Annotated in this window: 24 protein-coding genes; 17 read left to right on the plus strand and 7 right to left on the minus strand. The window is 53.2% G+C overall.

What is annotated here, in order from left to right:
* The first annotated feature begins 6 nt into the window (after nt 1-6).
* The 11 genes from JK223_RS00180 to JK223_RS00230 all read left to right on the plus strand — a co-directional run bounded on the left by JK223_RS00180 (nt 7) and on the right by JK223_RS00230 (nt 10324).
* Nucleotides 7-1629, plus strand: a complete 1623-nt coding sequence (locus JK223_RS00180; protein ID WP_212712208.1) for a PilN family type IVB pilus formation outer membrane protein — start codon at nt 7-9, stop codon at nt 1627-1629.
* Nucleotides 1629-2915 (plus strand): type 4b pilus protein PilO2, encoded by a 1287-nt coding sequence (gene pilO2 / locus JK223_RS00185; protein WP_212712209.1) that lies wholly within the window; start codon nt 1629-1631, stop codon nt 2913-2915. The genes JK223_RS00180 and pilO2 overlap by 1 nt, the downstream gene beginning before the upstream one ends.
* Nucleotides 2902-3435: a type IV pilus biogenesis protein PilP gene (pilP, locus tag JK223_RS00190; protein WP_212712210.1), complete on the plus strand. Its 534-nt coding sequence runs from the start codon at nt 2902-2904 to the stop codon at nt 3433-3435. The genes pilO2 and pilP overlap by 14 nt, the downstream gene beginning before the upstream one ends.
* Nucleotides 3428-4921, plus strand: a complete 1494-nt coding sequence (locus JK223_RS00195) for a GspE/PulE family protein (RefSeq protein WP_212712211.1) — start codon at nt 3428-3430, stop codon at nt 4919-4921. Before pilP ends, JK223_RS00195 begins: the two co-directional genes overlap by 8 nt.
* Entirely contained in the window at nt 4918-6000 is a 1083-nt protein-coding gene (locus JK223_RS00200; RefSeq protein ID WP_212712212.1) for a type II secretion system F family protein, read from the plus strand. Before JK223_RS00195 ends, JK223_RS00200 begins: the two co-directional genes overlap by 4 nt.
* Nucleotides 6001-6013: 13 nt before the next feature.
* Nucleotides 6014-6595: a type 4 pilus major pilin gene (locus JK223_RS00205; RefSeq protein WP_212712213.1), complete on the plus strand. Its 582-nt coding sequence runs from the start codon at nt 6014-6016 to the stop codon at nt 6593-6595.
* A 4-nt stretch (nt 6596-6599) separates the two neighbouring features.
* Nucleotides 6600-7070, plus strand: coding sequence for a lytic transglycosylase domain-containing protein (locus JK223_RS00210; RefSeq protein ID WP_212712214.1), 471 nt, complete (start codon nt 6600-6602; stop codon nt 7068-7070).
* The gene (locus JK223_RS00215; protein ID WP_212712215.1) at nt 7067-7675 is read left to right on the plus strand and encodes a prepilin peptidase; all 609 of its coding nucleotides are present in this window, start codon (nt 7067-7069) and stop codon (nt 7673-7675) included. Before JK223_RS00210 ends, JK223_RS00215 begins: the two co-directional genes overlap by 4 nt.
* Nucleotides 7676-7688: 13 nt before the next feature.
* Nucleotides 7689-9104, plus strand: a complete 1416-nt coding sequence (gene pilV / locus JK223_RS00220) for a shufflon system plasmid conjugative transfer pilus tip adhesin PilV (protein WP_212712216.1) — start codon at nt 7689-7691, stop codon at nt 9102-9104.
* 80 nt (nt 9105-9184) lie between these two features.
* Nucleotides 9185-9703, plus strand: a complete 519-nt coding sequence (locus JK223_RS00225; RefSeq protein WP_212712217.1) for a hypothetical protein — start codon at nt 9185-9187, stop codon at nt 9701-9703.
* Between the two features lie 15 nt (nt 9704-9718).
* Nucleotides 9719-10324 carry a hypothetical protein gene (locus tag JK223_RS00230; protein ID WP_212712218.1) on the plus strand — a complete coding sequence of 202 codons (606 nt, stop codon included), beginning with the start codon at nt 9719-9721 and terminating at the stop codon, nt 10322-10324.
* Between the two features lie 224 nt (nt 10325-10548).
* Here the strand turns inward: JK223_RS00230 and JK223_RS00235 are convergent, their stop codons facing one another.
* The gene (locus JK223_RS00235) at nt 10549-10884 is read right to left on the minus strand and encodes a multidrug efflux SMR transporter (protein WP_212712219.1); all 336 of its coding nucleotides are present in this window, start codon (nt 10882-10884) and stop codon (nt 10549-10551) included.
* A 942-nt stretch (nt 10885-11826) separates the two neighbouring features.
* Between JK223_RS00235 and JK223_RS00240 the strand changes: the two genes are divergently transcribed.
* Nucleotides 11827-13908 carry an FUSC family protein gene (locus JK223_RS00240; RefSeq protein ID WP_212712220.1) on the plus strand — a complete coding sequence of 694 codons (2082 nt, stop codon included), beginning with the start codon at nt 11827-11829 and terminating at the stop codon, nt 13906-13908.
* Between the two features lie 36 nt (nt 13909-13944).
* Nucleotides 13945-14652, plus strand: coding sequence for a dienelactone hydrolase family protein (locus JK223_RS00245; RefSeq protein WP_212712221.1), 708 nt, complete (start codon nt 13945-13947; stop codon nt 14650-14652).
* A gap of 190 nt (nt 14653-14842) precedes the next feature.
* Here JK223_RS00245 and JK223_RS00250 read toward each other — a convergent pair whose 3' ends face one another.
* On the minus strand, nt 14843-15031 hold the full coding sequence (locus JK223_RS00250; protein WP_212712222.1) for a hypothetical protein: 189 nt from the start codon (nt 15029-15031) through the stop codon (nt 14843-14845).
* A 747-nt stretch (nt 15032-15778) separates the two neighbouring features.
* Between JK223_RS00250 and JK223_RS00255 the strand changes: the two genes are divergently transcribed.
* From JK223_RS00255 to JK223_RS00265, 3 genes are read left to right on the plus strand one after another with little or no spacing between them, the layout of a single operon-like run.
* Entirely contained in the window at nt 15779-16747 is a 969-nt protein-coding gene (locus tag JK223_RS00255) for an HlyD family secretion protein (RefSeq protein WP_212712223.1), read from the plus strand.
* Nucleotides 16732-17883 carry an ABC transporter permease gene (locus JK223_RS00260; RefSeq protein ID WP_212712224.1) on the plus strand — a complete coding sequence of 384 codons (1152 nt, stop codon included), beginning with the start codon at nt 16732-16734 and terminating at the stop codon, nt 17881-17883. Before JK223_RS00255 ends, JK223_RS00260 begins: the two co-directional genes overlap by 16 nt.
* The gene (locus JK223_RS00265; RefSeq protein WP_212712225.1) at nt 17880-19034 is read left to right on the plus strand and encodes an ABC transporter permease; all 1155 of its coding nucleotides are present in this window, start codon (nt 17880-17882) and stop codon (nt 19032-19034) included. The genes JK223_RS00260 and JK223_RS00265 overlap by 4 nt, the downstream gene beginning before the upstream one ends.
* A gap of 11 nt (nt 19035-19045) precedes the next feature.
* Here JK223_RS00265 and JK223_RS00270 read toward each other — a convergent pair whose 3' ends face one another.
* Nucleotides 19046-20191, minus strand: coding sequence for an iron-containing alcohol dehydrogenase (locus tag JK223_RS00270; RefSeq protein ID WP_212712624.1), 1146 nt, complete (start codon nt 20189-20191; stop codon nt 19046-19048).
* A 147-nt stretch (nt 20192-20338) separates the two neighbouring features.
* On the opposite strand from JK223_RS00270, the gene JK223_RS00275 reads away from it, so the two are divergent.
* The gene (locus tag JK223_RS00275; protein ID WP_212712226.1) at nt 20339-21166 is read left to right on the plus strand and encodes an aldo/keto reductase; all 828 of its coding nucleotides are present in this window, start codon (nt 20339-20341) and stop codon (nt 21164-21166) included.
* 27 nt (nt 21167-21193) lie between these two features.
* Here the strand turns inward: JK223_RS00275 and JK223_RS00280 are convergent, their stop codons facing one another.
* The 4 genes from JK223_RS00280 to JK223_RS00295 form a co-directional block, all read right to left on the minus strand.
* Nucleotides 21194-22543, minus strand: coding sequence for a PTS ascorbate transporter subunit IIC (locus JK223_RS00280; protein ID WP_212712227.1), 1350 nt, complete (start codon nt 22541-22543; stop codon nt 21194-21196).
* A 36-nt stretch (nt 22544-22579) separates the two neighbouring features.
* The gene (locus tag JK223_RS00285) at nt 22580-22861 is read right to left on the minus strand and encodes a PTS sugar transporter subunit IIB (RefSeq protein WP_212712228.1); all 282 of its coding nucleotides are present in this window, start codon (nt 22859-22861) and stop codon (nt 22580-22582) included.
* Nucleotides 22862-22932: 71 nt separating this feature from the next.
* Nucleotides 22933-23373: a PTS sugar transporter subunit IIA gene (locus JK223_RS00290; RefSeq protein WP_212712229.1), complete on the minus strand. Its 441-nt coding sequence runs from the start codon at nt 23371-23373 to the stop codon at nt 22933-22935.
* Nucleotides 23374-23535: 162 nt separating this feature from the next.
* The gene (locus JK223_RS00295) at nt 23536-25500 is read right to left on the minus strand and encodes an FUSC family protein (protein WP_212712230.1); all 1965 of its coding nucleotides are present in this window, start codon (nt 25498-25500) and stop codon (nt 23536-23538) included.
* Between the last annotated feature and the right edge of the window lie 125 nt (nt 25501-25625).

Here is a 25625-nt window from a genome sequence, read left to right on the forward strand (position 1 = left end):
TGGTTTATGAAATTCAATAAAAAGACTACGCTGAGCCTGTTATCGTTGTTATTTATTCAGCTATCAGGGTGCAGTAGCTGGCAGAGAATTAATGAGATAGAAAAAGAAAATAATCAACTGACATCACAGGCGGATGCCATGATGCCATTTAATAAAGCACATCCCTATGTCGTTAATGAAAATTCCCAATGGATTAATCCGGAGCCTGTCAGCCATTCTTCTCAGGACGGCCATGGTGAACTGCCATTCTGTAATATGACACTCAACCATCCGGGAAATATCAGCCTGCAAGCCATCGCGTCACTGATTACCTCTCAGTGTCAAATTCCTGTAAATGTGACTCAGGATGCACTCAGCCAGCAGGAAAATAGTTCAGGATTCAGCGATCAGGATCCCTCAATGAATGATCCTTTACCGGGAAACGGCGCGCCGGTGAATAGCGTTTCCTCCGGGGCATCACTGAATCATCTTTTCTGGCAGGGGCCGGTTTCCGGTTTGCTGGATGATATTACTGCACGTCAGGGACTGAGCTGGGAATACCAGGACCACAGGGTAATTATTTCCTATATGACCACCAAAACCTTCCCGGTGTTATTTATGGATAATAATGCCAGTTTTTATTCCCGCACGGTCAGCGGCACGACCTCATCACAAAACCAGAATACCAACGGGGTCGCCGGCGGGCAAAACGCGTCTGACAATGGTGATAAAAATTCAGGAACCACCTCTCAGGCGACCACTATGGAAATAAAGTCCGGACTTTATCATGATATTTCCAGCACCATCTCTATGATGCTGACACCGGGTAAAGGCAGGATGGACCTGACGAACGGAGAACTGACGGTCCGGGATACTCCGCGTGTGCTGAGTGAAGTGGCGCGATATATCGATGATCGGAATACCCAACTGAACCGCCAGGTCGTTCTGAATGTGCAGGTCTACAGCATAGATAACAAAGATAACGACCAGCTGGGTATCGACTGGAAAGCGGTGTTTAACAACACCAATCTGGGGTTATCGCTGACCTCACCTTATGCGGATGCCGCCAGTGAAATGATGAGTAGCGGCATCTCAATTCTGGACGGAAAAGGGCAGGGCAGCACGGCACTAGTCAAAGCGCTGGCAGAACAAACGCATCTGACGGTGGTGACTCAGCTTTCCAGCATGACGACCAACCTTTCTGCGGTTCCTGTACAGGTGGCGTTGCAGCAGGACTATGCCTCTGATACCAGCACCGAAAATACCGCCAATGTCGGCTCCTCCAGCAGTATCAGTAAGTCCACCATTACCACCGGTCTGAATATGACGATCCTGCCGTATCTGATGCCTGACTCAACCCGTATGCAGTTGCAGTTTGCCATCAATATGTCCGATGACCCGACCTTCAGAACATTTACCAGTCAGAATGCGTCGATTGAACTGATGAAAACCCGGATGAAAATTTTCACTCAGCGGGTATTGATGAAATCCGGACAGACGCTGGTGTTAAGTGGTTATCAGTCGGTGAGTAACAGTGATGATCATCAGGGCGTGGATCATTCTCATTTCTTCCTGTTCGGCGGGGGGGATGGCGGCAGCCGGGGCAAGTCTGCACTGGTGATCCTGATCACTCCGGTGCTGATGGGATAATGGCAATGCAACAGAATCCCCCTTACTGCATCCGGCAAGGCGGTCGCCAGCTGGTGGCCGGACTGGAATGGCGCTATCTGCCGGTCAGAGGCCGCAGGAAGATCCGCCAGCGCTTACCGTCGGGTCAGCAGACTTTCCATGTTGTCCTGACCAATGAACGCCGGAGTGATCCCGGATGCCTGCTGGGGTGCGTCGGACTGCCGCCGGCAGAGCAGGGACGGGTAAAACGTTATCCGCTGGCCCTGATGGCGCTGCAGAAAATGCCACCGGACAGCTATGCCATCTGCCGGCTGGAGGAGGGACTTTACTGGTTTGTCGCCAAAGAAGGTCACGGGTTATCGCCGTTCAGCGACTTTCCCGGTACCCGTGAGGAAACCCGGCATTATGTGCGGCAGTTTTTATTACTGAACCGTTCAGAGACCCAGTGGAAGGAATTTCGCAGTGACAGCCCGTCAGTAAACGGTGCGGTAGAAAAAAAACAGTCTTTCGCCGGTCTGACGCTGGATGAGTTATTACAACATTCCCCCCCGCTGGCCCGGAAATACCGGCTGAAGGCAACGGATAACCGTTCCCGGCTCAGACTGGCCGGGGCGCTGGTGGTGATCGGAGCGGCGATCCTCTCAGCCGTGATGTGGTGGAATAACTATCAGCAGCAACAACGCATCGAAGCCGCCCAGCGCTATCTGTTACTAAAACAGCAGCAAGGGTCGGCGGCAGAGACGGCTCCACCCTGGTCCCGTCATCCTGCACTCAGTGACGTGCTGTCTGTCTGCCAGCAGCGTACCGGTGGTTTACCGATGGTGATTGCCGGCTGGGGATTAAGCCATGTGAGCTGTACGGCGGATCCCGCCGGAATAACGGCGAAATATAGCCTGCAGGGTGCCGGAACGGTCGATGATTTCTCCCGTCAGTTGCAGGAGCATGGTCTGTCCGGGCTGCCTTACCGGTTCAATCTGCCCGGGGCAGGTGATGAAGCAGAGATATTTTTACCCTTTACCCTGCGCCAGGGCACTGACCGTAAGACCTCAGCGTCTGTGCCCTTAACCTCTCTGGTGAGTCTGGCACAACAGACGCACAGTGAATTACAACTTTCGGAAGCCGCAGGCATCGAATCGGGTCGATTTACTGTCCGGACATTTACTCTGGTAACCCCACTGAGTCCGCGTTTATTACTCACCGGACCGGTTATGCAGGCGCAAAACCTTGGCTTTATCCGCCTTGACATCAGCAGAACCGCGGGCCGATTACTTTTTACGCTGGAGGGACGCTTATATGAAAAGCAGTAATTTCAGGAAAAGTCACCTGTTGCTTTTGTTGATCTGCAGCCTGAGGGCCGTGGCCGGAAGTCAGGAGGATGGATTTACCCTCGGCTCACTGGAAAAGATCCAGGAAGAAACCCTGTTCGACCAGGCCCGGCTGGAAAGTGTCCGCGCGCGGAATGAGCTGGATAAATACCGGCAAACCGCCGAGCCTCAGCCGGCAGCAGATCCAGCCGTCCCTGCAGGTCATCCATTAACGGGGATGTCCGGTGAGGCGGCCGATGCTCCGGCCCCCGTCAGTACGCCGGCAGAAATTACTGACCCGGGAGAGGCCACTCTGCCAGCGGTCATCCAGATCTGGGGTAATCGCCGGCATCTCAATGCACAGTTGCAGATGCCGGACGGAAAAAGAGTGACAGTGGCTGAAAACACGGTCCTGCCCGGCAACCGGTATCGCATTATCGCGATCACGCCCCGCGAGGTCAGGGTCAGTAACGGCTATGGCTCGCCGAAGAACCTCGCCTTTATCGGGGGCAGTGATGATTAATCGTCAGGACAGTTCGGCGTATATCCATATTGACCGTTCTGCGGAGGAGCTCACGGTTTACTTCTCAGAAGCTCACCGGCATGACCCGCTGACGGCCTCGGTGCTGGCCGGCATACTTCGGCAAAGCCCCCGGGCCAGGTTTGCGCCTGTCCAGCTCGATGAGTTACGTCAGTTACAGAATGAGCGACAGAGTGATCAGGTCACTACGGATATCAGCCGCTCTGAGCAACAGTCCAGAGTGATCCGTTATTTCCGGCAGGCGGTGACGCTCGGAGCTTCCGATATCCATCTGCTGATCGGCTATCAGGAAGTCACTCTGGTGCAGTTACGTATCCACGGCCAGCTGCGCACCATCGCGCAACTGGAGCGCGAAGAGGGTATGCAACTGGCGGCGACCATCGTCTTATCTATGTGTGATGTGACGGAAAAAAGCTTTAATGCGAATCGTGCACAGGATGGCAGGCTGCGCAGTGAATTTGTCCGGCAACTGGGGATTTTCGGTGCACGCTACGCACATACCCCCGCAGAATTCGGGCTATATGTGGTTATGCGCGTATTGCCGGATGACAGCGGATCACTCCCCACCCCGGACCAGCTGGGTTTTCTGCCGGTACAGCAGCAGCAGATCAACCGTATGCTGACCCGCCCTGAGGGGATCATCATTATTTCCGGCCCGACAGGCTCAGGAAAGAGCACCTCTCTGCGCTGTTTCAGCCGCTGTTACCTTGAACAGACGTTACACAGTAAACGGCTGTTCACGATAGAAGATCCTCCGGAAGGGATGATCCCGGGAGCGGTTCAGACGCCGGTGATCGCTGACCGTACCGACCCTGAAGCGCTGAGCCAGGCCTGGTCGAGGGGCATTTCATCGGCGCTGCGTCTGGATCCGGATGCCATGATCATCGGTGAGATCCGCGACACTAACTCGGTCCGTGCCGCACTCAGTGCGGCGAAGTCCGGGCATCTGGTGCAGACCACACTGCATGCAAACGATGCCATCGGTATTCTGGATCGTCTGACCGATACCCTGCAAATCCCGTTGCCGGAAATTGCCGACGCGCAGTTAGTGATTGGCCTGATTGCCCAGCGACTGGTCCCTGTACTGTGCCCCTCCTGCAAGCTGAGCTGGCAGCAAAAGTTACCTTCCATGTCAGCGGAACAGCGGGACTTTCTGACGCGGCACTGTGAGGCGGAAAAACTCTGCTTCCGGCATCCGTCCGGATGTTCAGAATGTTTCCATGGCACGGTAGGCCGGAAGATGATTGCCGAAGTGATCCGCCCTGACGCCCGGTTTATGGAGCTGTACCGGCATGAGGGGAAAATCGCTGCCCGCAGATACTGGCTGGAGACCCTGAACGGCATTACCCGGACGGCTCACCTGAAAGATTACCTTCATCAGGGGGTGGCCGACCCGCTGGAGGCCGATTTGATCAGTCCGCTGGATGAAGATGACCTGATGCAGCCGCCGGTAAGGGGGCAGGCATGACAGAAAAACGGACCTGGCGTGAATACAGTGAATCTCTCAGCCGCCAGCTGGCATTGAGGACCTTCTCAGGGAATGACCGGATCAGTTTGTATGATGACCTGGCCTTCCTGCTGGAAAACCAGTTCAAACTGGCCGATGCCATCAGCACGCTGATCATCAGCGATCGTTCGGCCAACAGTCCGCGGGTCTATTGTCTGCAGGATATTGCTGCGGCCCTGACCTGCGGGATGTCACTGGATAAAGGGCTATGTGGCTGGGTGCCGGAACAGGAGCTCTTACTGCTCAGTGCAGGGGTCAGTGACGGGGATCTTGCTGCCGCTATCCGGCGCGCCATGACCATTGCCCGGGCCACAAAAGAGATGCGTTCAGCCTGCAGTGCCGCACTGGCATATCCTTGTCTGTTACTGGTTTCTTGTCTGTTTATGGTACAGCTGGTCAGTCATCGCTTTCTTCCGAGACTGGCGGTTCTGGTCAGTGAAGACCAGTGGCAGGGCTCGCTGCAGGCGCTGGCCGTGATTTCCCGCGGACTCAGTGGACACCTGATCCTGATCTCTGTCGGTGCCCTCGTGCTGACGGGCTGGACACTCTGGTCACTGCCTAATCTGACCGGGCGTGTGCGCTGCCACCTGCTGGATCACCTGCTGCCGTGGAAGCTTTACCGCGACATCCAGGGGGTGAGTTTCCTGCTGAATATCTCGGCACTGCTCCGTGCTCAGGTGAAAACGGAACAGAGCATCAACCAGTTAATGCAACGCGCCTCGCCCTGGCTGTATGAACGGCTGGAGGCCACGCTGCAGCATGTCTGGCAGGGGAAGCATCTGGGGGCGGCTCTGTTTGCTACCGGATATGCCTTTCCTTCGGCGGAAACCGTAAAAAAGCTGCGGGTACTGACCGCGGCGGACAATGCAGAAAATATTATTGAGAATTTCGCGAATGACTGGCTGCAAAAAACCGTACAACGGATTAAGCAAACCGCGACGATGGCCGGCTATGTCTGCCTGAGCCTGAATGCCGGCTACATGGTACTGATCCTGCTCTCCACGCAGGATCTGAATAACCTGATTTCTGTTCATCAATGACCCGAGGAAACTCATGACGACAGCAACACCCATACACCGCGGAGCTATCTCCCTGTTTGAAGCCGGTATCTGGATCACCATTTCGCTCATCGTGCTGGTGATTGGGATCAGTGTCGGGGGAGGTTTATTCAGCCGTAATGATACCAGCACAGAAATGGGCAATATCAGTGAACTGATCACCAATACCCGTAATATGCTGAAAGTCGGAGGGAGCTACCAGTTTGCTTCCGACCGTGAAATGACCGGGGCGCTGATCCGCTTCGGCGGCGCGCCGGGGAATATGAGCATCCGCGGAGATAAAAACTCCGGACAGGCCATCCTCAGTAATGTCTGGGGTAAAAATGTCACCCTGGTCCCGGATAACGTTGAGGGAGAAGGCAGCAACAGCGGATTCATACTGCGTTATGAGGGGGTCCCGTCGGAGGCCTGTACCACGCTTGCCACCAAACTGGCCAGCACCAGCCTGATTGATCACATCAGTATCAACGGCCATCGCTATAGCAGCAGTCAGGGGGCGGGTGAGGCAGCCGCTGATTGTCAGTCCGCCGGGGACGGTAAGGATAACAACCGGCTCGAATTTTTCAGTGCGGACTGACACGATGAACCGCGGATTTCTTTGTTTGCTGCTGCTGATCGCGTGGCAGGGCCGGGCGGCAGACTGTTTTGAGCAGGCAGCCCGTCATTACCATCTGAATGCAGACCTGCTCCGGGCCATCAGTCAGGTGGAAAGTCAGGGAAAGGCGGGGACAATCGGCCTGAACCGTGACGCTCAGGGGCGGGTCACCAGCAGGGACTACGGACTGATGCAGATTAATTCGACCCATATCGCGGCATTGATCCGTGAGCACCGTATACAACAGGCCACGGATTTATTGCGGGACCCGTGTCTGAATATCGGGACAGGCGCAGAGATCCTGGCGCGGCATCTGAGCTATTGCGGAAATAACTGGGCCTGCCTGGCCACCTATAACACGGGTTTTCTGCAGGGCCGGGATCAGGCGCGTCGTCGTTATATCCATAAGGTCTACCTGGCTTACAGGGCGTATTCGCAGCAAGGGGCCGGAGGATGACAGGCAGTATAGCCCTGTTTATGGTCGCCGGAGTCCTGATGGCCCGGCAGGCCAGCCAGTTTATCGGTGATCATCAGGGGAACAGGGCGGGAAAGTCACTGTCTGTGGCGATTATTCTGCTGGCCACGGCTGCCTTTACTCTGGCACTGGTTGTGCCGGGCATCACCGGGCGGCCTGGCGTGCTGGCAGTTTTTCTGTGCTGGGGAATTTTATTCACTCTGACCGATATCAGCAATTTCTGGCTGCCCTGGCGGTTCACCCTCAGTTTTACCGTATCGGGGGCGCTGATACTCCTCCTGAGCAGGGATAATACGGTGGTTATTAACGGAATAATCACCTGGTGCGTCATCTTTTTATTGTTCCGGGTGGCAGAAATTATTTCGGTGAAAATCTGCGGAACCTCTGTCGGTAAAGGAGATGTTTATTTTATCAGTGCATTAAGTTTCTGGATGCATTGGCAGGCAATTTGTCTGGTGTCGGGGATGGGGTTTTTATTACTGTTTTGCCATGCGCTGATGATAAATAAAAAAGTGTTACCGTATGCGCCTTATTTTTATGTGGCGTTTTTACTCTGTCAGGTCACGGGTGTTGCCGTGTTAATTTAATAATAGTGTGCCTATGGGAAATATACATCGCGGAGATACGTTATTTTCTCTGAGCCTGGTACTGGCGTTAATATTAATTGCTGCACCGATCGGGTATCAAAGATACAGCGACTATTTACAACTTCAGGACTGGACCGTCACTGCCAGAGAAACCAATGTCATTTCCGGTGCCGCTGAGCGTTATCTGAAAGATAATTATGGTGAAATACAGAAGCATTTGCTGGCAGAAAAATTTATTGCTATCGATGCAGAACAACTCCGGGAAAAGGGTTATCTGGATAAAAATATCTCACTGACTAATAACGAGGGACAGACGTATACCGCTTATTTTACGCTCGATAATCTGACCGATAAAAACATAACAGGGTTATTACTTTCCCGGCAGGGCACGGTGCTCAGTGAAAAAGGCATGCGTTATATCGCCCGACTGATGCATGGGGAGTCAGGGTATATCAGTGAAGATAATGAGGCGAGCGGGGTGGATGGTAGCTGGAAACTGAATACCACGGAGTCAGGGATCCCGGCGGCCCGCGGGCACCTGGTCACACTGTTTTCTGCCGACACTCTGCAGAGTGTGTTCAGTGAAAGTGACCGCCTTTATCGCTATACGGTGCCGGGCCATCCGGAACTGAATCAGATGCATGCCGATATGGATCTGACTCAGCACAGCATTCGTAATGCGGGCGAGATCACAGGGAAAAATGTGTCGCTCAGCGGTGGTCTGGCCGCAGATAGCGTATCAGCCAAAGCCGGGCTGTGGAGTGATGGCACGATCACCGGTGAAACCGATATCCGTACTGTCACCGGATCACTGGTGACCCGCGGTGATAAGGGATGGATTAACAGTACCCATAATGGCGGCTTTTATATGGATGATGACCAGTGGGTAAAAGTCTGGAAGGACAAAGGGATTGAAACCGGCGGGGAGATCAAAGGCGGGAAGATATCTTCCGATGGCCGTATGACCACCCGTGAATATCTGGATGTTCAGGGCACCGCCTCACTGAACTCCGCCTGTAGTGAAGACGGCCTGATAGCCGGTGGCGGGAATTCGGGCATATTATTTTGCTACAACGGCCAGTGGACCGGATATATGAAAAAGTCGGTTCAGCTTTCCAGTCTCGGCGGCAAAACCGGAAGTTATCAGGGGCTCAACGGCACCGGAGAACTGGTGTGGATGTCAGTGACCGGCGGCAATTCTTCACTGAGCCGGAGTGCGGGGGACGGCTATTGTTATAATTTTGCAGATTTAAGCGCCACCGTTAACGGAATTATGGTCGCGCATAATAGTAGTCAGGGTAAAAATATTACGCCCTCAACGTCTGTTTTATTTGCTATTCCGCCGGGAGCTAATTATTCCGTGGTTTCCCGGCCGGGGCAGATATATGGCTGCGGATATGGACAGTTTTCTGTTTCTGCTTATCAGTAATCACTCACAACACTCAGGAGGTAGATTAATCATAAAAAACGTGTGTATTCCTTAATTAAATTATAACTATGGAGTCTGTAATGAATAAAATGATGAAAAGCATTCTGGCTTTCCCGCTGGCAGGATTCTTTGCGGCCAATGTTATGGCAGCAGATACTCCGGCCGATCAGGAACCGGTAACCACAGTCACTACACCGACCTATTATGCATTAGGCGATAGTGATGGCGGTGTTTTGAATTATTTCAAAACGAAATATACCGCCGGCAGTGCCAGTGACTACGATATTTTATTATTAGGTGATTCACTCAGTGCTGACGCGTCTTTAAAAACGACCGTGACTCAGGCATTAACTCAGGGAAAAGAAGTCATTTTTGATGGCAGTGCCGGCGGTAAAAAAGCGGCAGCCCTGGCAGGAGCGGTGCTGGGCTCTTCGGTTCAGTCTGATGCGGTGATGTTTAAAACGGCACCTGAAGGTGATGGCTATCTGATGACCCCGGTAGATCTGAGCTCCGGGCAATATTCCACAGAGTTATTCTCGGATGAAAAAACCTCATCCACTGTGAATTCAGACAATACGCCGGATCAGATTTTCCAATAATTCAGGGGACAGACAATGAAAAAGATTTCACTGACGTTATTAGCGGCACTGATTCCGCTGTCGAACGGTTTTGCGAGCACCTGTCTGGTGGGCCATACCGAAGATGTTATTTTAACCGGCAAATCGGCTGCGTTTGCTCAGACTCAGTCACGTACCACGTGGGAAGACTGGATCTGGCGTGGGCCTATCTACCTGTGTCCGCAAGGGTCCGGCGGGGTGACCAGCTGTACGTATATCTGGGGGCAAACAAAAACCACCGGCTATCAGTGGGGCGGCACAGTCGGCCTGAACCTGAATAAAATTCCGGTGATCGGGGGAGCGTTGAGTCTGGTCTCGGTGAGCGCTAACTATAGTCATCAGCAGAGTTTCAGCACCAACTATAACTGGAATATCAGTGTTGAGCCTGGTTATTACGCGCAACCTATTCAGGTGGTTGTCCGTCGCTGGACTCAGGGCAGTTATCGCGGAGGCTACGTGCATAATGCGGGCACCAGTTGCTCTGTTGGTATTGCCTCAACGCCGGCACCTAACTGGTATAGCTGGAATGACAGTGTGGTGGCAGGACGCTGGACGGCTAATATCGAGCAATCACGTTATGCGAGCTATTACGTCCATAAATAATCGGCATCGCTGAAATTAACCACCCCCTGTCGGGGTGGTTTTTTACTTTCGGGTTATCGCATCACGTCATCGTCGCACGGTCAGCTGACCCGGCCAGAGAATATCTTCAATGTCACCGGTAAGACTGACTTCCCGGAGGAGCAAAGAAAACGGCGGTATGACCGAAGTCCGAATGCTTCGGCCATTATTTCCCCGCCGCAAAGGGGCCCGTCACTGACGCCCGGTCAATGGGTGACGGATTTGGAAAATAGCTGGATAACCACTACCCCCATCACTATCAGCAGGATGCCGATAATCGCTGCCAGGTCCAGCGTCTGCCGGAAAAACACCCAGGAAATCAGTGAGACCAGGCAGATACCGACCCCGGCCCAGATAGCATACGCCACCCCGATATTCATGACCCGGACAACCTGAGATAGCCCCGCAAAAGAGATGATATAACCGGCAATCACCGCCAGAGAGGGGAGCAGACGGGTAAAGCCTTCTGAGGATTTGATCATAGAAGTCGCAAATGTTTCGGCGACGATAGAGACAAAAAGAATCAGCCATGTTTTTAACATAATGTCGTCCTTAAAATGCAGGTCCGGGGTCAGCCGTACGGGCTGTAGTAGAGGAGGTGCCCCGGAGTGACGCAATAACCGGGGGCAGATCGATAATACGTTGTTTAATCTGCAAGGGTCTGTCGATAAGTCCGGCAAATTGTACCTTTTTCGGGCTGAAAATTACAGATTGCCCGGCATGAGGCGCATCCGGCGCACTTATGGCCCGTCACCTCGTTTGAGTAAGCCCGGGAGTTCACAGGATCTTAAGCGCGGGTCTGGCCGTAATAAGAACCCGGCCCCTGCCTCCTGTCAGTGCTTCGGGCATAAAAATATGAATGACGTATTCCCGTCACTCCATCGTTGCTGAATAACCGCAGGATCGAAGGCAGAATTTCCTGCACAGAAACATTTATCTGCCCGGTGACCACGGCCACCCTAAGAGCCGGATTAAATAAGCCATGCCCGATAAATACAGAAACCTGCTGCGGTAGTTCGGGCTGAGCAGGGCAAGGACAGCACCCGTAAAGGGCGTCACCGGGAAAAATGTACACGATAAACAGTGAGATTCTTCGGGCGGTACGGATGACAGGCAGGAATACAGTGGGATACGGCCGGTCTGTTTTCAGCCTTTGTCACCCCCGGGTCTGATGGGCAAAGCCTGCGGACCCCCCGGAAGACCGTTCAACCTGCCGGGTCTGCGGTATCACCTCCGGCCTTTTCCCCCGACTGCCGGGCGATAAACCCGGGGGGCAGTGTTAAGGGAAACGGTCAGGGAGTTCAGCTTACCCACTCAGCCCGCTCTCCGGACTCTGTGAGCTTAACGATCCTTCCTGTTCATTCTGCCAGTGACCCCTGAGCCGGGGGCGTCCGGGCCTGTTACAATTTTAGTAGTGAGCAGATCACCGGGTGTACTATACTCGCCATCAGTATCAGCAAAAGTCTTATAACTGACTGTAACCTATGAATTATTTAACAAAAAGTGCGATTGTCTTTTCGTTGAAAACGGCGCTGGCGGCATTCCTGGCATTTTATCTGGCATTAGAACTTAATCTGGAAAAACCGACCTGGTCACTCACCACGGTGTATGTCGTGTCACAGATTTACTCCGCCTCCACGGTATCAAAATCATTTTTCAGGCTGCTGGGCACCGTACTGGGCGGAATTTTTATTTTCGTCATTTATCCGGCTACGGTGATGACACCGGTTTTGTTCAGTTTTACGGTCTCCGCCTGGGTTGCGCTATGTCTTTATCTGTCCTTACATGATCGGACACCGAAAAGTTATATTTTTATGCTGGCCGGATACAGTGCGGCGATTATGGGGTTCCCGGACGTGACGACACCGTCAGCCATTACCTATACCGTGATCTCCCGTATTGAAGAGGTGGCACTGGGCATCCTCTGCAGTAGTCTGGTGCATGTGCTGATTTTTCCGGTGAGTATGAAATCGCTGCTACAGAACAGTGTCGATAACTGGTATCAGCAGGCAAAAAAAGTCTGTGCCTCATTGCTCAGCCAGCAAGCCCGATCGGCAGAAATGCCCGAACGGGAACAGATCCTGGTCCAGATGGCGAATTACCCCGTGAGTGTGGAAGTGCTGATGACTCACTGTGCCTACGAACCCGATCAGGTGAAGCGGCTGGTACGTCTGGTGTCGGCGCAGTATCAGCACCTCTCTTATCTTGTACCGACCCTGACGGCGATAGAAAAACGTCTGAGTCTGCTGTCTGCAGAAAATATCCGGCTGCCTGAACTGATGACGCATTGCATGGGCCGGTTTCTTGACTGGCTGGAACAACCGGCCAGCACGGAGGATGTGGTTTCAATTAATGCGTTACTGGAAGAGACACAGCAGAAGATCACAGAAAATTTTCATTCCGGTAGCCGGGGCACCGAAGAGTGTTTATTGTTTCTGGGGCTGACCCGTCGGTTACAGAACTTTGTGCGTATTCTGAGTGCGTACCATGGGGTAGAAGTCAGGATCTCGCGGCTTCGCAGACGCGGTAAATCTTCTCCTGCAGGGCACCGGCAACGTTATTTCGACCACGGCATGATCTCGTTGTCTGCCTTTACGGCCTTTGCCGCGACCTTTATTGCCTGCCTGTTCTGGATCGGCTCGGGCTGGAAAAGTGGCTACAATGCGGCAATGATCGCCGCCGTAACCTGTTCGTTCTTTGCAACCCACGACAGCCCGATCGGCGGAATGCGGGTGTTTCTGAAAGGTATCGCCATTGCTATCGCCATCAGCATTTTTTATTCCATGGTGATCCTGCCAGGCGCAATCACCTTTGAAGCGATGATCATTTGTCTGTTACCGGCACTGTTTCTGATGGGGCTGATTATTGCCAACCCGGCCACCAACTTTATCGGGCTGATTATCGCCACACAGCTCCCCGCCTATATCGGCCTGACCCATGATTTTGCCCCCAATCCATTTGCGACCGTCAACGCCGCGATTTCCACCTTTGTCGGGATTGTCATTTCGCTGGTGGTGACACTGATGATCCGCAATAAACGTCCTTCATGGACCGCGAAAAGAGCCCTGCGGGCGGGAATTAAAGAATTGTTACAGCTTCTCAATGATATCCGTCTGCATAAAGCGTCATTATTGCAGCGCCAGCAGTTCGTTCAGCGAATGCTGGACAGAATCAACGTTATCCTGCCGAGGAATAAAGCCGACCCGGGAAACACGCTGACCGTTGAAAATAACCTGATCACTGAAGTATGGCTGGGAGCAAATGTCTTTGACTTCTATGCCCGTGATCCGGAAGTCCTCCGTTTAAACGGACTTGAGACAGACGCGTTGCTTTATGAGATCAGCTTATACCTGAAGAGACGATTAAAAAATATTCATGAACAACCCGGCAGCAGGCTGCTGCATGAACTGGAAACGTTGTTATCCGTCATGGAGCCGATGGCGAAAAATAATCCGCAGTTATTTATGCCCTTGTATTTTTTGTTCAACATCCGGTTATCCCTGTTTCCACGGATCCGCTGGAATACCGGGGCAGGAAAATCCTGGTTTCCGGGGGATGACCGTTAAATTTTTACCGGAAAAAGCAGCATAAGAGGAATAAGAGTGAGAAAAGTACTGGCAGTGATCGGCGTATTTTGTATCTTCCTGATACACCCTGCGGTCCGGGCAAGTGAACTGACCTATTTATTTATGCCGGCTGTCCGGCAGGATAAACCGCAATCGATGCTGCTGATGATGCATGGTTATGGCGCGAATGAACAGGATTTCAACGACTTCCCGGTGATTGTGCCGGGTAACATGATTGTGGTTTCACTGCGGGCACCGCTCCCTGTCGCCGGAGACAGTTATCAGTGGTATCGCAATTCAGACAAACAGATGCAGGTTGCCGCCGATCAGCAAAGCAGCAGTGATGCGGTGGTTTCGACGGTGAAGACCTTACAACAGCAATATCACGTCTCCGCCAGCCATACCTATCTGGGGGGATTCAGCCAGGGAGCGGTGATGACCTATAAGGTCGCACTGATGTATCCGCAGTTATTCCACGGCGTGGCGGTTTTCAGCGGACATTTGCCGGCGAATTTTTCGTTAAGCAATATTCCGCGCCAGCAGGCCGGTCAGTTACATTTTTTTATCGGCCACGGGGAATCGGATCAAAGGATCCCGTTGCGACAGGCCAGACAGGCGGTGAGTCAGCTGAGCGGTATAACGCCGGACATTACCTTTAAAACGTATCCGGGTATGGGGCATACCATGAGCCTGGATGAAATTAAGGACTTCAGGCAATGGCTTTTCACACAGGAGTTTCAGTAAGAAGAGCAGGACGTGAAGAGGGGGAAAGCCGTGCAGCGACCGGCAGGAGACCCGGTATTCGCGGTGACGAGGGCCGGTTACGGTAGCCCTGCGGGACATCTCTGCCGGGGCAAAGACGGTTCCGCAGTATGGCCTCGGGTCATTTGTACTGCCGGCAAAATCTGAGGGGGGCAGTCTCCGGCGCGCACACTTAGCCCTCGAAGGAGTACGCCGGGCGGGTAATACCGGCAGGGCGGCAGCTGGCATTAAGCAACTGGCTGAATTCAGCTTCAGCCCGGGTGACGGCCTGAAGAAATTCCGCCGGTGACAGGGATTGTTGCTGACCGTTAACGTAAGCCAGTGCCAGTTCTTTACTGTTAAAACGATTCAAAGAAAACATAGTGTGGTTAAACTCCGCAGGCAGATTAGATTCAGGTCAAATAATAAGCTTTACGCCTGCGTGGGTGAATCCGGAAATCTGTATCAATTCGATAGGTGATCTCGTTCGCAGAGATATGGAATTGTCACTTTTTATTTCGCATCCCGGGCCAGTGGCGGTATCCCGCCTGTTCGGGGGAGGCTTTCCGGCCGCCACGTACCCTGCTAAGACAGGCGATTCAGCGCAGGGAGCTTCGGCCTGAAAACTCCGGCCGCGCAGGAACAGTCGCAGGCACAGATGAGAGCGTATACGGGGATTTCCGGGCACAGCCTTTCTGCGGCGGCGGTGGCCGGGGTTGCCGGCCGGTGCAGGGTTCGTTCTTTTCCTGGCAGCGGCGGGTGAGGGCGCCTCTATTCCCTGTCGCCGCGGGGATGCCAGGACGGGCAGAGTACGCGGCCATGGTTTCACCGGTATTTCCCTGGCACATCACGGGACAATAGGGAGTCAGAAAGCCGGTGGTGTTGTCAGCATCAGCTCATCAGCGATGCGGACGATGTTTATTAACGCAACCCTAATCAATGATTGGCAGCGCCCGATGAGACGTTCGCTAAACTATGGCGTTAACCTGATTAATGCAGAGAGCTTACCGGCAGATAGATTGCGGGTATGAGTCCGGGCATAACCTGAATCAATGCTCTATGCTTTTTTTATGTCAAAATTGTGGTTAGCGATGATGGAACACTCTTACTGTGCACTGGAGCAGTTTGCATGAATAAAAAAATAATACTGACCGTATTGCTGATGATTGCGGTCGTTTCGCTGGCCGTTTTCTTTCGGGCCCAGAATCAGGGGCTGTTATTACAGGGCGAAGTGGATGCGCCGGAAGTGATTGTGACATCTAAAGCGAAGGGCCGCGTTATTGAACGTGAAGCCCAGCGCGGCGATGATGTCCGGGCCGGCGAAGTACTGATGAAACTGGAAGCTCCCGAACTTATCGCCCAGCTGAAAGCAGCCGAAGCGGCCCGCGATCAGGCAAAAGCCCAGCTGGATCTCTCTCTCAGCGGCACCCGTGAAGAAAGTATCCGTAATCTTCGTGCCGTGCTGGCGTCAGCCACATCGGACTACCAGAATGCCCGTGACGAATATAACCGGCAATTGAAGATTGCCGCGAAAGGCTATATTTCTGCTCAGGCACTGGACGATGCGCGTAATGCCCGCAATACCGCGTTGCAGTCCATGCAAAGTGCACAGGCCAATCTGGATGAAGGATTGCATGGCGATCGTGTTCAGCAGCGGGAAATTTATGCCGCCCAGCTGGATGAGGCAGAACAGCAACTACTGGAAATTAAAGCGCAGACGGATGACCTGGTGGTCAGAGCGCCGGTGGATGGTGAGGTCGGCCCTATCCCGGCGGAGGTCGGTGACCTGCTGACGGCTTACAGTCCGTTGCTGACCCTGGTGCGTCTGCCGGATGCCTATTTTGTGTTTAATCTGCGTGAGGATATTCTCGCGCATGTCAGAAAAGGCGACATCATTGAGCTGCGGGTTCCGGCATTAAATAACGCAAGAATAAAAGCTGAAGTGCATTATATTGCGCCGCTGGGAGACTTTTCGACCAAAAGTGCAACGCGGGCGACAGGCGATTTTGATTTAAAAACATTTGAAGTGCGCCTGCGGCCTTTACAGCCTGTGAATGGGTTGCGACAGGGAATGAGTGCATTATGGCAATGGAAGTAAAATACGGACGTCGTTGTTTCCGCCAGGCATTTAACCGCGAGCTGAGAAATGCCTTCAGACGGCCAATGATCCACTGGCTGACCTGGATCTTCCCGTTGTTACTGTTCTGGTTACTGAGCAGTAACTTCTCGGCCGGAACCCTGCTGAATTTACCGGTCGCGGTGGTGGATAATGACCACAGTGAGTTGTCACGGCAAATCATCCGCGACCTGGACGCCAGTCCTCATGCCTCACTCACTGAGTGGCCGGGCGGCCTTGAACAGGCGGAACAGAAATTACGGACCGCGCAAGATTACGGTATCGTCTATATCCCGGCAGATTTCGAGGCCGATGTCCTGGCCGGACGCCAGCCACAGGTGGTTTTTTATTACAACGCGCTGTTTTATGCCTCAGGGCTGTATTCCACCCAGGACTTCTCCGGTCTGATGACGACCCTGAACAGCCAGTATCGCAATATTATGGCGGCTAAAATTGGTAAGCAGGTCCCGACGCTGGCTCAGGTATCGTTAACCTACCAAAGCCTGTTTAATGCCAGTGGCAGCTATATTTATTATCAGCAGTTCGCTGCCACTATCCATCTGATGCAGTTATTTGTCGTCGCCTGCATGATCTATGTGTTATCCCGCAGTAAGCCGCTGGTTTACTCTAATTCTTTCACCTTTTCGTTACTGGGAAAGATGGCTCCCTATACGCTTATCTATACCACGGTACTGATGGCGCAGATTGCCTTACTGGTCTGGGCTTCAGATGCCAGGGTGGTGGGGAATGCGTTCTATATGTACTGTGTCGCTTTTTTCTACATTATGGCAGCGCAGAGTCTTGCGGTGTTTCTGTTCACCTTCACCCGCTCAGCCATTACCGCCTATACGCTGATGGCATTGCTGGTGAGTATTGCCATGACATTTTCGGGGCTGGCGGTGCCGGAATTATCCATGCCCTTACCGGCTCAGATTATTTCTAACCTGGAACCGCTGACCCATGCTTTGTATGCCATGTTCGATCTGTTCCTGCGTCAGGTCCCGGCGCAACCGGTGGCCAGTGTCTGTGCCTTATTACTGGCTTACCCGCTGGTGGTAGGTTTGCTGGTCCGGAAACGATTACCGGCCCGCCTTCGCGCACAAGAGGCGATGACATGACCGTATTTTTTCAGACGTTCCGCAAAGTCCTGACCGGCATGCTGCAACGGCCGATGTGGGGAATCTTGCTGATCTCATTGTGTGTTATGAGTCTGGTGTATGCGAACCGTACCGTCTGGAATCTGCCGGTGGCGGTGGTGGACCAGGATCATAGCACCGCCAGCCGGTTACTGATCCGTAATCTGGATGCCACTTCCAAGATTGAGATGATCAATTACGCGGATCTGCAAACCGCCAGACGTGACCTGGGCTGGCGTAAGTTATTTGCTATCATCATTATGCCGGTCGATCTGGAACAGAAAATGCTGGCCGGGGAATCCGTGTCTATCCCGGTATTCGGGGATGCGACCAACCGTTTGCCGAACGGGCAGATAGAGCAGGATGTGATCGCCGCTTACCAGCAGATGCTCGCCCATTATAATAATGAAATTCTCCTGAGCCACGGTTTTACCTCCCCGGAAGCCAGTGTGCTGTTAACGCCCATCAAAGCCGAAATACAGCCACTGTTTAACCCCGGTATCAGCTTTGCGGCCATTATCTTTCCCGGGTTGCTGGTGATGTTATTACAACACTCCCTGTTAATCGCCAGCGTACGGGTTAATCTGACCATCAGTGCCAGCGGTAAACCGTCGATGCCGGTTATTCTGGGGGCATATTCCGCGTTACTGCCTATCTGGCTATTTCTGTCGATAGTCCTGTTTGTTCTCTGGCCATGGGTATTGGGTTACCGGCAAACGGCCAGCATGGCCGAAATAGTGTTGCTGACTTTTCCTTTCCTGCTGGCGGTGATCAGTCTCGGAAATTTGCTGACGGAATGTATCCGGCGTGTGGAAATCGTTTATCTGACCTTATCCTTTATGACCATGCCTGTCTTTTACATTTCAGGGACCATCTGGCCTGTCCAGGCGATGCCCTGGGGCGTCAGATTACTCTCTGATCTGCTCCCCTCAACCTGGGCAGTGAAAGCCATCGCAGGGGTCAACCAGATGGGGCTTTCCTGGAAAAATGCACTGCCCGATGTGGTGGTGTTGTTGTTACTTTGCCTGTTATTTAATCTGCTGGAATTTCTGATTAACACCTTCCGGAACCGTCAGCGTCGGCAGGCGTTCCTCAGCTTTTTCCGCCTGAAACCGGGGGATAACGCCGGGTAATGGGCCGGAGGCTAGCCTTCCACCGGCCAGCTCTCCGACAACATAAACAACATCTGTTGCGGGCTGTATTTTATCAGGGAATTCTTGCTGCCCGCCTTGCTGAGGATCTCGCGGCACTGAGCCACCGGCAGGGCAGGCGGCGACTGCCACAGATCGTAAGGGGCCATCTCCCGCAACCAGTCCGCCAGTTGCCGTGCCGTATTCTCCGGCGGACGGTCAGGGAAAAGCCCCTGCCACAACTCGCCCAGCAGGCGCTGCTGACGGGGGTCTTTTATCTGTTCACACAGACCAAGAAACGGCAGTAATAACCGGCCACACACTTCTCCGTGATGCCAGGGCATCAATGCGCCCGTCTCACCGGCCAGACCATGGATCACCCCAAGCCCTGCCATACTGAGGCTGAGGCCCCCCAGCCAGGAAGCCATCATCATTTTTTCTCTGGCGCATTCTCCCTGTTCATCCGGCTGTGTCAGTGCGGGCCAGGCGGCCACGAAGAGTTGCATCCCCTGCAGTGAAAAACTGCGACTAAAGACGCTGCTTTCTGAGGAAAGCCAGGCTTCGAATAAATGGGTGAAGGCATCGATCGCGCAGCTGGCCAGGATCGTGGCAGGGGTATTGTTCAGCAATTGCGGGTCCAGCAGTGCAATATCCGGGACCAGCGCCGGATGGCGTAATGAGGCCTTTACGCGATAGTGGTGTTGATCGGTCACCACCGCGTTCATCGTAACTTCGCTGCCTGTGCCTGCCGTGGTGGGGACGGCAATCAGTGGCAGACGCTCTCCGCTTAACGGTGTATCACCCACTTTTTCCAGATAACGGATCGCCGGCAGAGGATGGCGGCAGAGAGTACTGAACGCTTTCGCGGCATCCAGCACACTGCCCCCGCCAATCGCCAGCACTCTTTTGGCTCGGTTGCGCCATTTTTGTACCCACTCATCAAGCTCCTGCGGGGAGGCTTCATGGCTGACGGTGATCACCCCGGCAATCAGATCACCGGTTTCTGACTGCAGTAATGGCCAGTATTCACCGGCAGCAAACGACCGGTTAATAAAAACCAGTGTCGGCAGGGGCGCTGCCAATAACAGCGTTTTCAGCTGACTGAGGCAACCTGGCCCGAAAATTGTATGCTGATTACAGAAGAGATGGGTTTGCCGCATCACGGATGACTCCCGGGTTAAATCAGAAGTGTCGTGCAGCACTCACGGAATTGCCAGTGTCAGCCTGACGGAAGACGCAGCTGAGACCGGAATATTTTATTTAATCGATCCCGGTCACAGGCCGGGTGATAACGGATGCGGAGTCGAATGAAGAAATCACTGACTTTTTCCGCGCTGGCCGCTGGCACGAAAGCGGCAGGCGACGGGCGTTACCCGGAAAAGCAGGCTATGGCGGCACTGCATAGCGCGATAGATTGCGGGATCACCACCATTGATACCTCTGCCTTGTACGGTCAAGGCCGGGCGGAGCGGATGACCGGTAAAGTGATGGCAACGCGCCGGCAGGAGGTCTGTCTGGTGTCGGAAGTGGTGTCAGGCGCAGCTAATCGCTGGTTATCCCGGCGTTTTTGTCAGGCTTCTCTGAAGCGACTACAAACGGATCATATTGATTTTTATATTCTGCACCGCCGCTATCCCGGCCTGCTGGCATCCGCGGTCCGCAGCCTCGAAAGACTCCGCCAGGAAGGGTTGATCGGGGGCTGGGACGTTGCGGACTTTGATGTCCGGGATATTAAACAACTGCTTGCGCTGCCGGGCGGTGAAAACTGCCGTATCAACAAGGTGATGTATCACTGTGCTGCGCGCGGTCCTGAATACCGTTTACTGGACCAATGCCGTCAGGCCGGTATTCATTTGATGGCATATTCCCCTTTCGGGGGAGCAGGGGATCCGCTGCTTAGCGCGCCGGTGCTGGAGATTATTGCCCGTGACCATCGCTGTCAGCCGGCAGAGATCGCACTGGCCTGGATCCTCCGGCAGCCCGGGATGACCGCAATTATCGAAGCAGACAGTCCGGTACACCCCGGGCGGCTCGCCAGGGCGAAAACCCTGGGGCTGACGGCGGCCGATCTCGCGGCGATTAACGGCGTGTTTCCGCCACCGGTTATCCGTCAGCCACTTTCACGTCAGCAATAGCCGCCAGATAAAAGGCCGCCAGACGGGCTATCGTTGACGATTTAACTGGTGATACCCGATCATCACCACGTAGATAGCGACCAGCACGGCGATGATCATCTCATGGGAAATCCAGCGAATGGCCTGACCGAGCACGATACCGACCACGCCATAATCCGAATCGGAGAATGTGGTATTTTCCAGCCCTACCTGACCGAGAAGCGGGATCAGAATGGCGGGCAGGAAGGTGATCAGTAATCCGTTGGCAAAGGCACCGGCAACGGCTCCGCGCCGTCCACCGGTCGCATTGCCAAAGACACCGGCGGTAGCACCGGTAAAGAAGTGTGGCACCACGCCCGGTAAGATCAGTACCCAGTTAAGCTGGCCCAGCAGTAGCAGTCCGGCCAGTCCGCCGGCAAAACTGGAGACGAAGCCTATCAGTACGGCATTCGGGGCATAGGGATAGACAATCGGGCAATCCAGGGCAGGCCGCGCATCCGGGACCAGCTTTTCAGAAAACCCCTGAAAGGCCGGAATGATTTCAGACAGGATCAGACGCACCCCGGACAGGATAATATAAACCCCGGCGGCAAAGGTGATCCCCATCAGGACAGAGAAGATAATGATGTTCTGCCCCTGGCTGATGTTCTCACGGACATACTCTCCCCCGGAACAGAGGCAGAGGATAATATAGATGATCATCATGGTCAGTGAGATAGAAATGGTACTGTCACGCAAAAAGCCGAGATTTTTGGGCAGCGTCAGATCTTCGGTTGACGGGGAATTTTTACCGACCAGCCGGCCTATCCCTGCCGCGAGGATATAACCGATGGTCCCGGTATGGGCCAGTGCGACCTCATCCTCTCCGGTAATTTTCCTCATCACAGGTTGTGCCATCGCAGGGAAGGTCACCATAAAAATCCCCATCACCAGCGACCCGCAAATCACCAGAGAGACCCCGCTAAACCCGGCAATACTCAGGATCACCGCCAACATGCAGGCCATATAGAAAGAGACATGCCCGGAGAGGTAGATATATTTCAGACGACTGAACCGTGCCAGAAAAATATTAGCCACCATGCCAAACGCCATGATATACGCGGTACTTTCCCCGTAGTGCGCCATAGAAAGTGATACAATGGCTTCATTATTAGGGATCACCCCCTGCATATTGAAGGCGTGTTCAAACATTTCTCCCAGTGGCCCCAGGGTTGATACCAGCAGCATGGCACCGCCGCTTAATACCAGAAAGCCCAGGATCGTTTTGATGGTCCCCTGAATAATAAGGTCGGGACTTTTCTTCCGCGCACATAAACCGATAAAAGCAATCAGCCCCACCAGAATGGCCGGGACTTTAAGAATATCGAGGAAAAAAGCGAGCACCGATGCCATAGTCATACTCCCGAAGGTCATTACAGAAGATGTCTGCAGGGATCAGGCGTGATCCGTCAGCCACTGCCCCAGTTTTTCTTCAAGTTCGGCTTTGGAGATAATACTCTTCAGAACGATGATTTTGTGCGGATCCACTTTGCCGTGCATACCCGGGGCGAGATCCTGACCGAGCACGAAGATATCCGCCAGGTCAGTACTGACCGAGGCTAAATCCGTATGGCTGACCTCCGCCGCTTTACCCAGTTTTTCCATGACGGTGCGGATGTTTTTTTCCAGCATGAAACTGCTGCCTAAGCCATGACCACAGACTGCATAAATTTTCATTCTTATACCCTCTGTTCAGTGGACGGACGCCTGTTCGGGCCGGATAACGGCAGCGCCATTGCAAGGTCAGGTTAATAACGACGGATTAATGAATGCAGAACGGCCGGGTCACCACTGGCCAGTAGCGCAATATTGTCCTCGTCGTCCAGCAGTTCTGCCAGCGAGGAAATCAGGGAAATATGGCTGTCGGCATCTTTGGCCGCCAGCAGGAAGATGAGCCGGACAGGATCGTTCCCGTCACTGCCGAACGCCACACCGTCTTTCACGACCAGCAGGGACAGGCCGATACCGTGGGATCCGTTTTCGGGGCGACTGTGTGGCATGGCGACACCCGGTGCCAGCACATAATAAGGGCCGGTTCGCCGGTGTTCAGCAATAATTTCCTCAATATAGCGGCGGCTAATCACCCCTTCACGGAGCAGCGGCTCTCCTGCCAGCTCAATGGCTTGTTGCCAGTTATCCAGCCGGTCACAAACGCGGATTCGGTCATTATTCAGATAATCAGATAACATAAAACCCCTTATTAACAGGAGAGTCGCAGGGAAAAACCTTTAAAATCAGTATGTCAGCATATATAACGGCGAGGTTAAATGTTGTGATGAATTTCACAATTCAGGGAGGGTCTTTCACGGGAGTCCGGCGGGTGGGTCGCCCGCCGGGCCGGGGGCAGACGGTTAACGGCTTAGCAATTCACCCCGGTATTGTGTGAGCAGTTTTTGCAGGTCATTGACCACCACCGTTATTTTTTCAGGCTCCGGCAGAATACGGATCACCAGCAGATACTCATGGAGTAGTTGCTGAAGTTTCAGGTAGGCACGTTCCCGTTGGATGGCCATCCGCTGATGAGACAGATCATTGGCCGCCTCACGGATTTGCTGGTGAAAATCAGAGAGGGTCTGCAGGTTGGGAATATTCAGCGCGGTAATCCGCCGGTAAATAATGATCAGATTAATGCCCAGCCGGTAGCGCATCAGCTTACGGCTGTCCATGGTGATCAGCAGCAGCAAATCATCGTATAACGCACTCAGACGGCTGATTTTACGGCGTTTAGGGTTAGTCGTCAGCGTTTGCAGTGACGTGGTCAGAATATTACGTAGCAGGGCCGTCGACAGGGTGCTCTTACTTAAATCCGGGATCAGCCAGATAATGGTCAGGGTGACGACCGCGCCGAGGATCTGCCCCAGTGCGCTATCCATATAGTGATTAAAGTTGAACGTTTCCGGGTTAGTGATCGGGATCAGGTTAAAAATAAACATCAGGGACGCTGCGCTGCCAGGGATCTTCCATTGAACGCAAAGGGAGAAAAAGAATACCAGCAGACTGATGGCAATGATCAGCAGCAGAAAACTTTGTTGTGTGGACGGCACCACCACCAGGTAATAGAAGAGGCTGATCGGCAGGATGTAAATCATGCCGTAGATAAAATCCATGGCGAGTTTGCGCGGGTTTTCGGCCCGCATTGCCAGGGTTGAGACGATACTCGAAATAATCAGGAATCCGGTGATCGCAGAAGAAGTGGTGGTCAGCCACAGACAACACCCCACAAGCCCGGTCAGAAAGGTGCGCAGGCCGTTGATCAGTGCATGTGACTTCTGTACCGAGGCGGCGGCATTAATCGCATAACGGCTGATGATCTCTTTTTCCACTTCATGCAGCGGAACTTTGGACTGCACGCCGGTGCAAAGAATGCGTAACTCTTTCAGACCTTTGATCCAGGAGGAGAGTGCATAAGGCGTATGGCCGGCAGGAAGCTGATGGATGAGCAGGGTAAACTGATGGATTTTCTGCGCCAGGGCCGTGTTGTCCGTGACAGGATGATTAAATAACAGATACCAGCTGGAACTGCGCTTTTCGGGTTGTTGCTGAAAATATTGCCAGGTTTCATAAGTCAGAGTACACAGATGAAACATCAGACCGTTAATCCCCTTTAACCGCTGATGCAGTAACGGATTATTATGAGTTGATTCCATTTTTAATACCTGACGCATGGCATTAAATTTTTTGCATTCTTCCAGCATAAGTTTAAAACGTTCTTCAAATTCCTGTTCATTACTGGCAGTAAAGCAGCAACTCATTAACCGGAATAATGCCAGCGGGCATTCATCAATAAACCGTCGTATCTGCGGTTTAATACTCCGGGGAAGAAACAGTAAATCTGAAAATATAATACACAGCAATCCGAGTGATATTTCCAGTGACCGGTAAATAGCGATCTGCGGGGCGGCCTGCGGGTCCTGCCAGGCGGTGACCAGAATAATAAAGACGGAGTATCCGGCCAGACCGAAGGCGTAAGAAATTTCCTGTTTAACGACGGTATACACCCAGGAGAAAACACCGGCCCAGAGGCAGCAGGCCAGTAGCATCAGTACCGGCGCCCGTGACAAGCCACAGATAATCACCACCGCCCCGACAGAGCCGATAGCGGTACCGATAAGCCGCAGAAAGCCCCGGAATCTCAGCACACCGGTCATCGGCTCACCGCCGGAGGCGAAAGCGGGGGATGCCGCAATGATTGCCACTGTCATCATCGACCATTTCGGGGTGTCCAGTTGCAGGACAAAACTCATGACCAACGCCATCACAAGGGCAAAAGTCGTTTTGCAGGCAAAACGAAGCCGGAAAAGTAATGAATTATGCATTTTTTATATTAAATCGTTATTTAAAATAATTGCAGGCTGCCTTTAGGGCACACGTCGTCTGTTGTCACCTGAAAACAGGTAACCCTGGGGGTATTTGAATTAACGGAGCATCCGGGATATTTCCA

This window comes from Tatumella sp. JGM118, assembly GCF_018257515.1.
Taxonomy (GTDB): Bacteria; Pseudomonadota; Gammaproteobacteria; order Enterobacterales; family Enterobacteriaceae; genus Tatumella; species Tatumella terrea.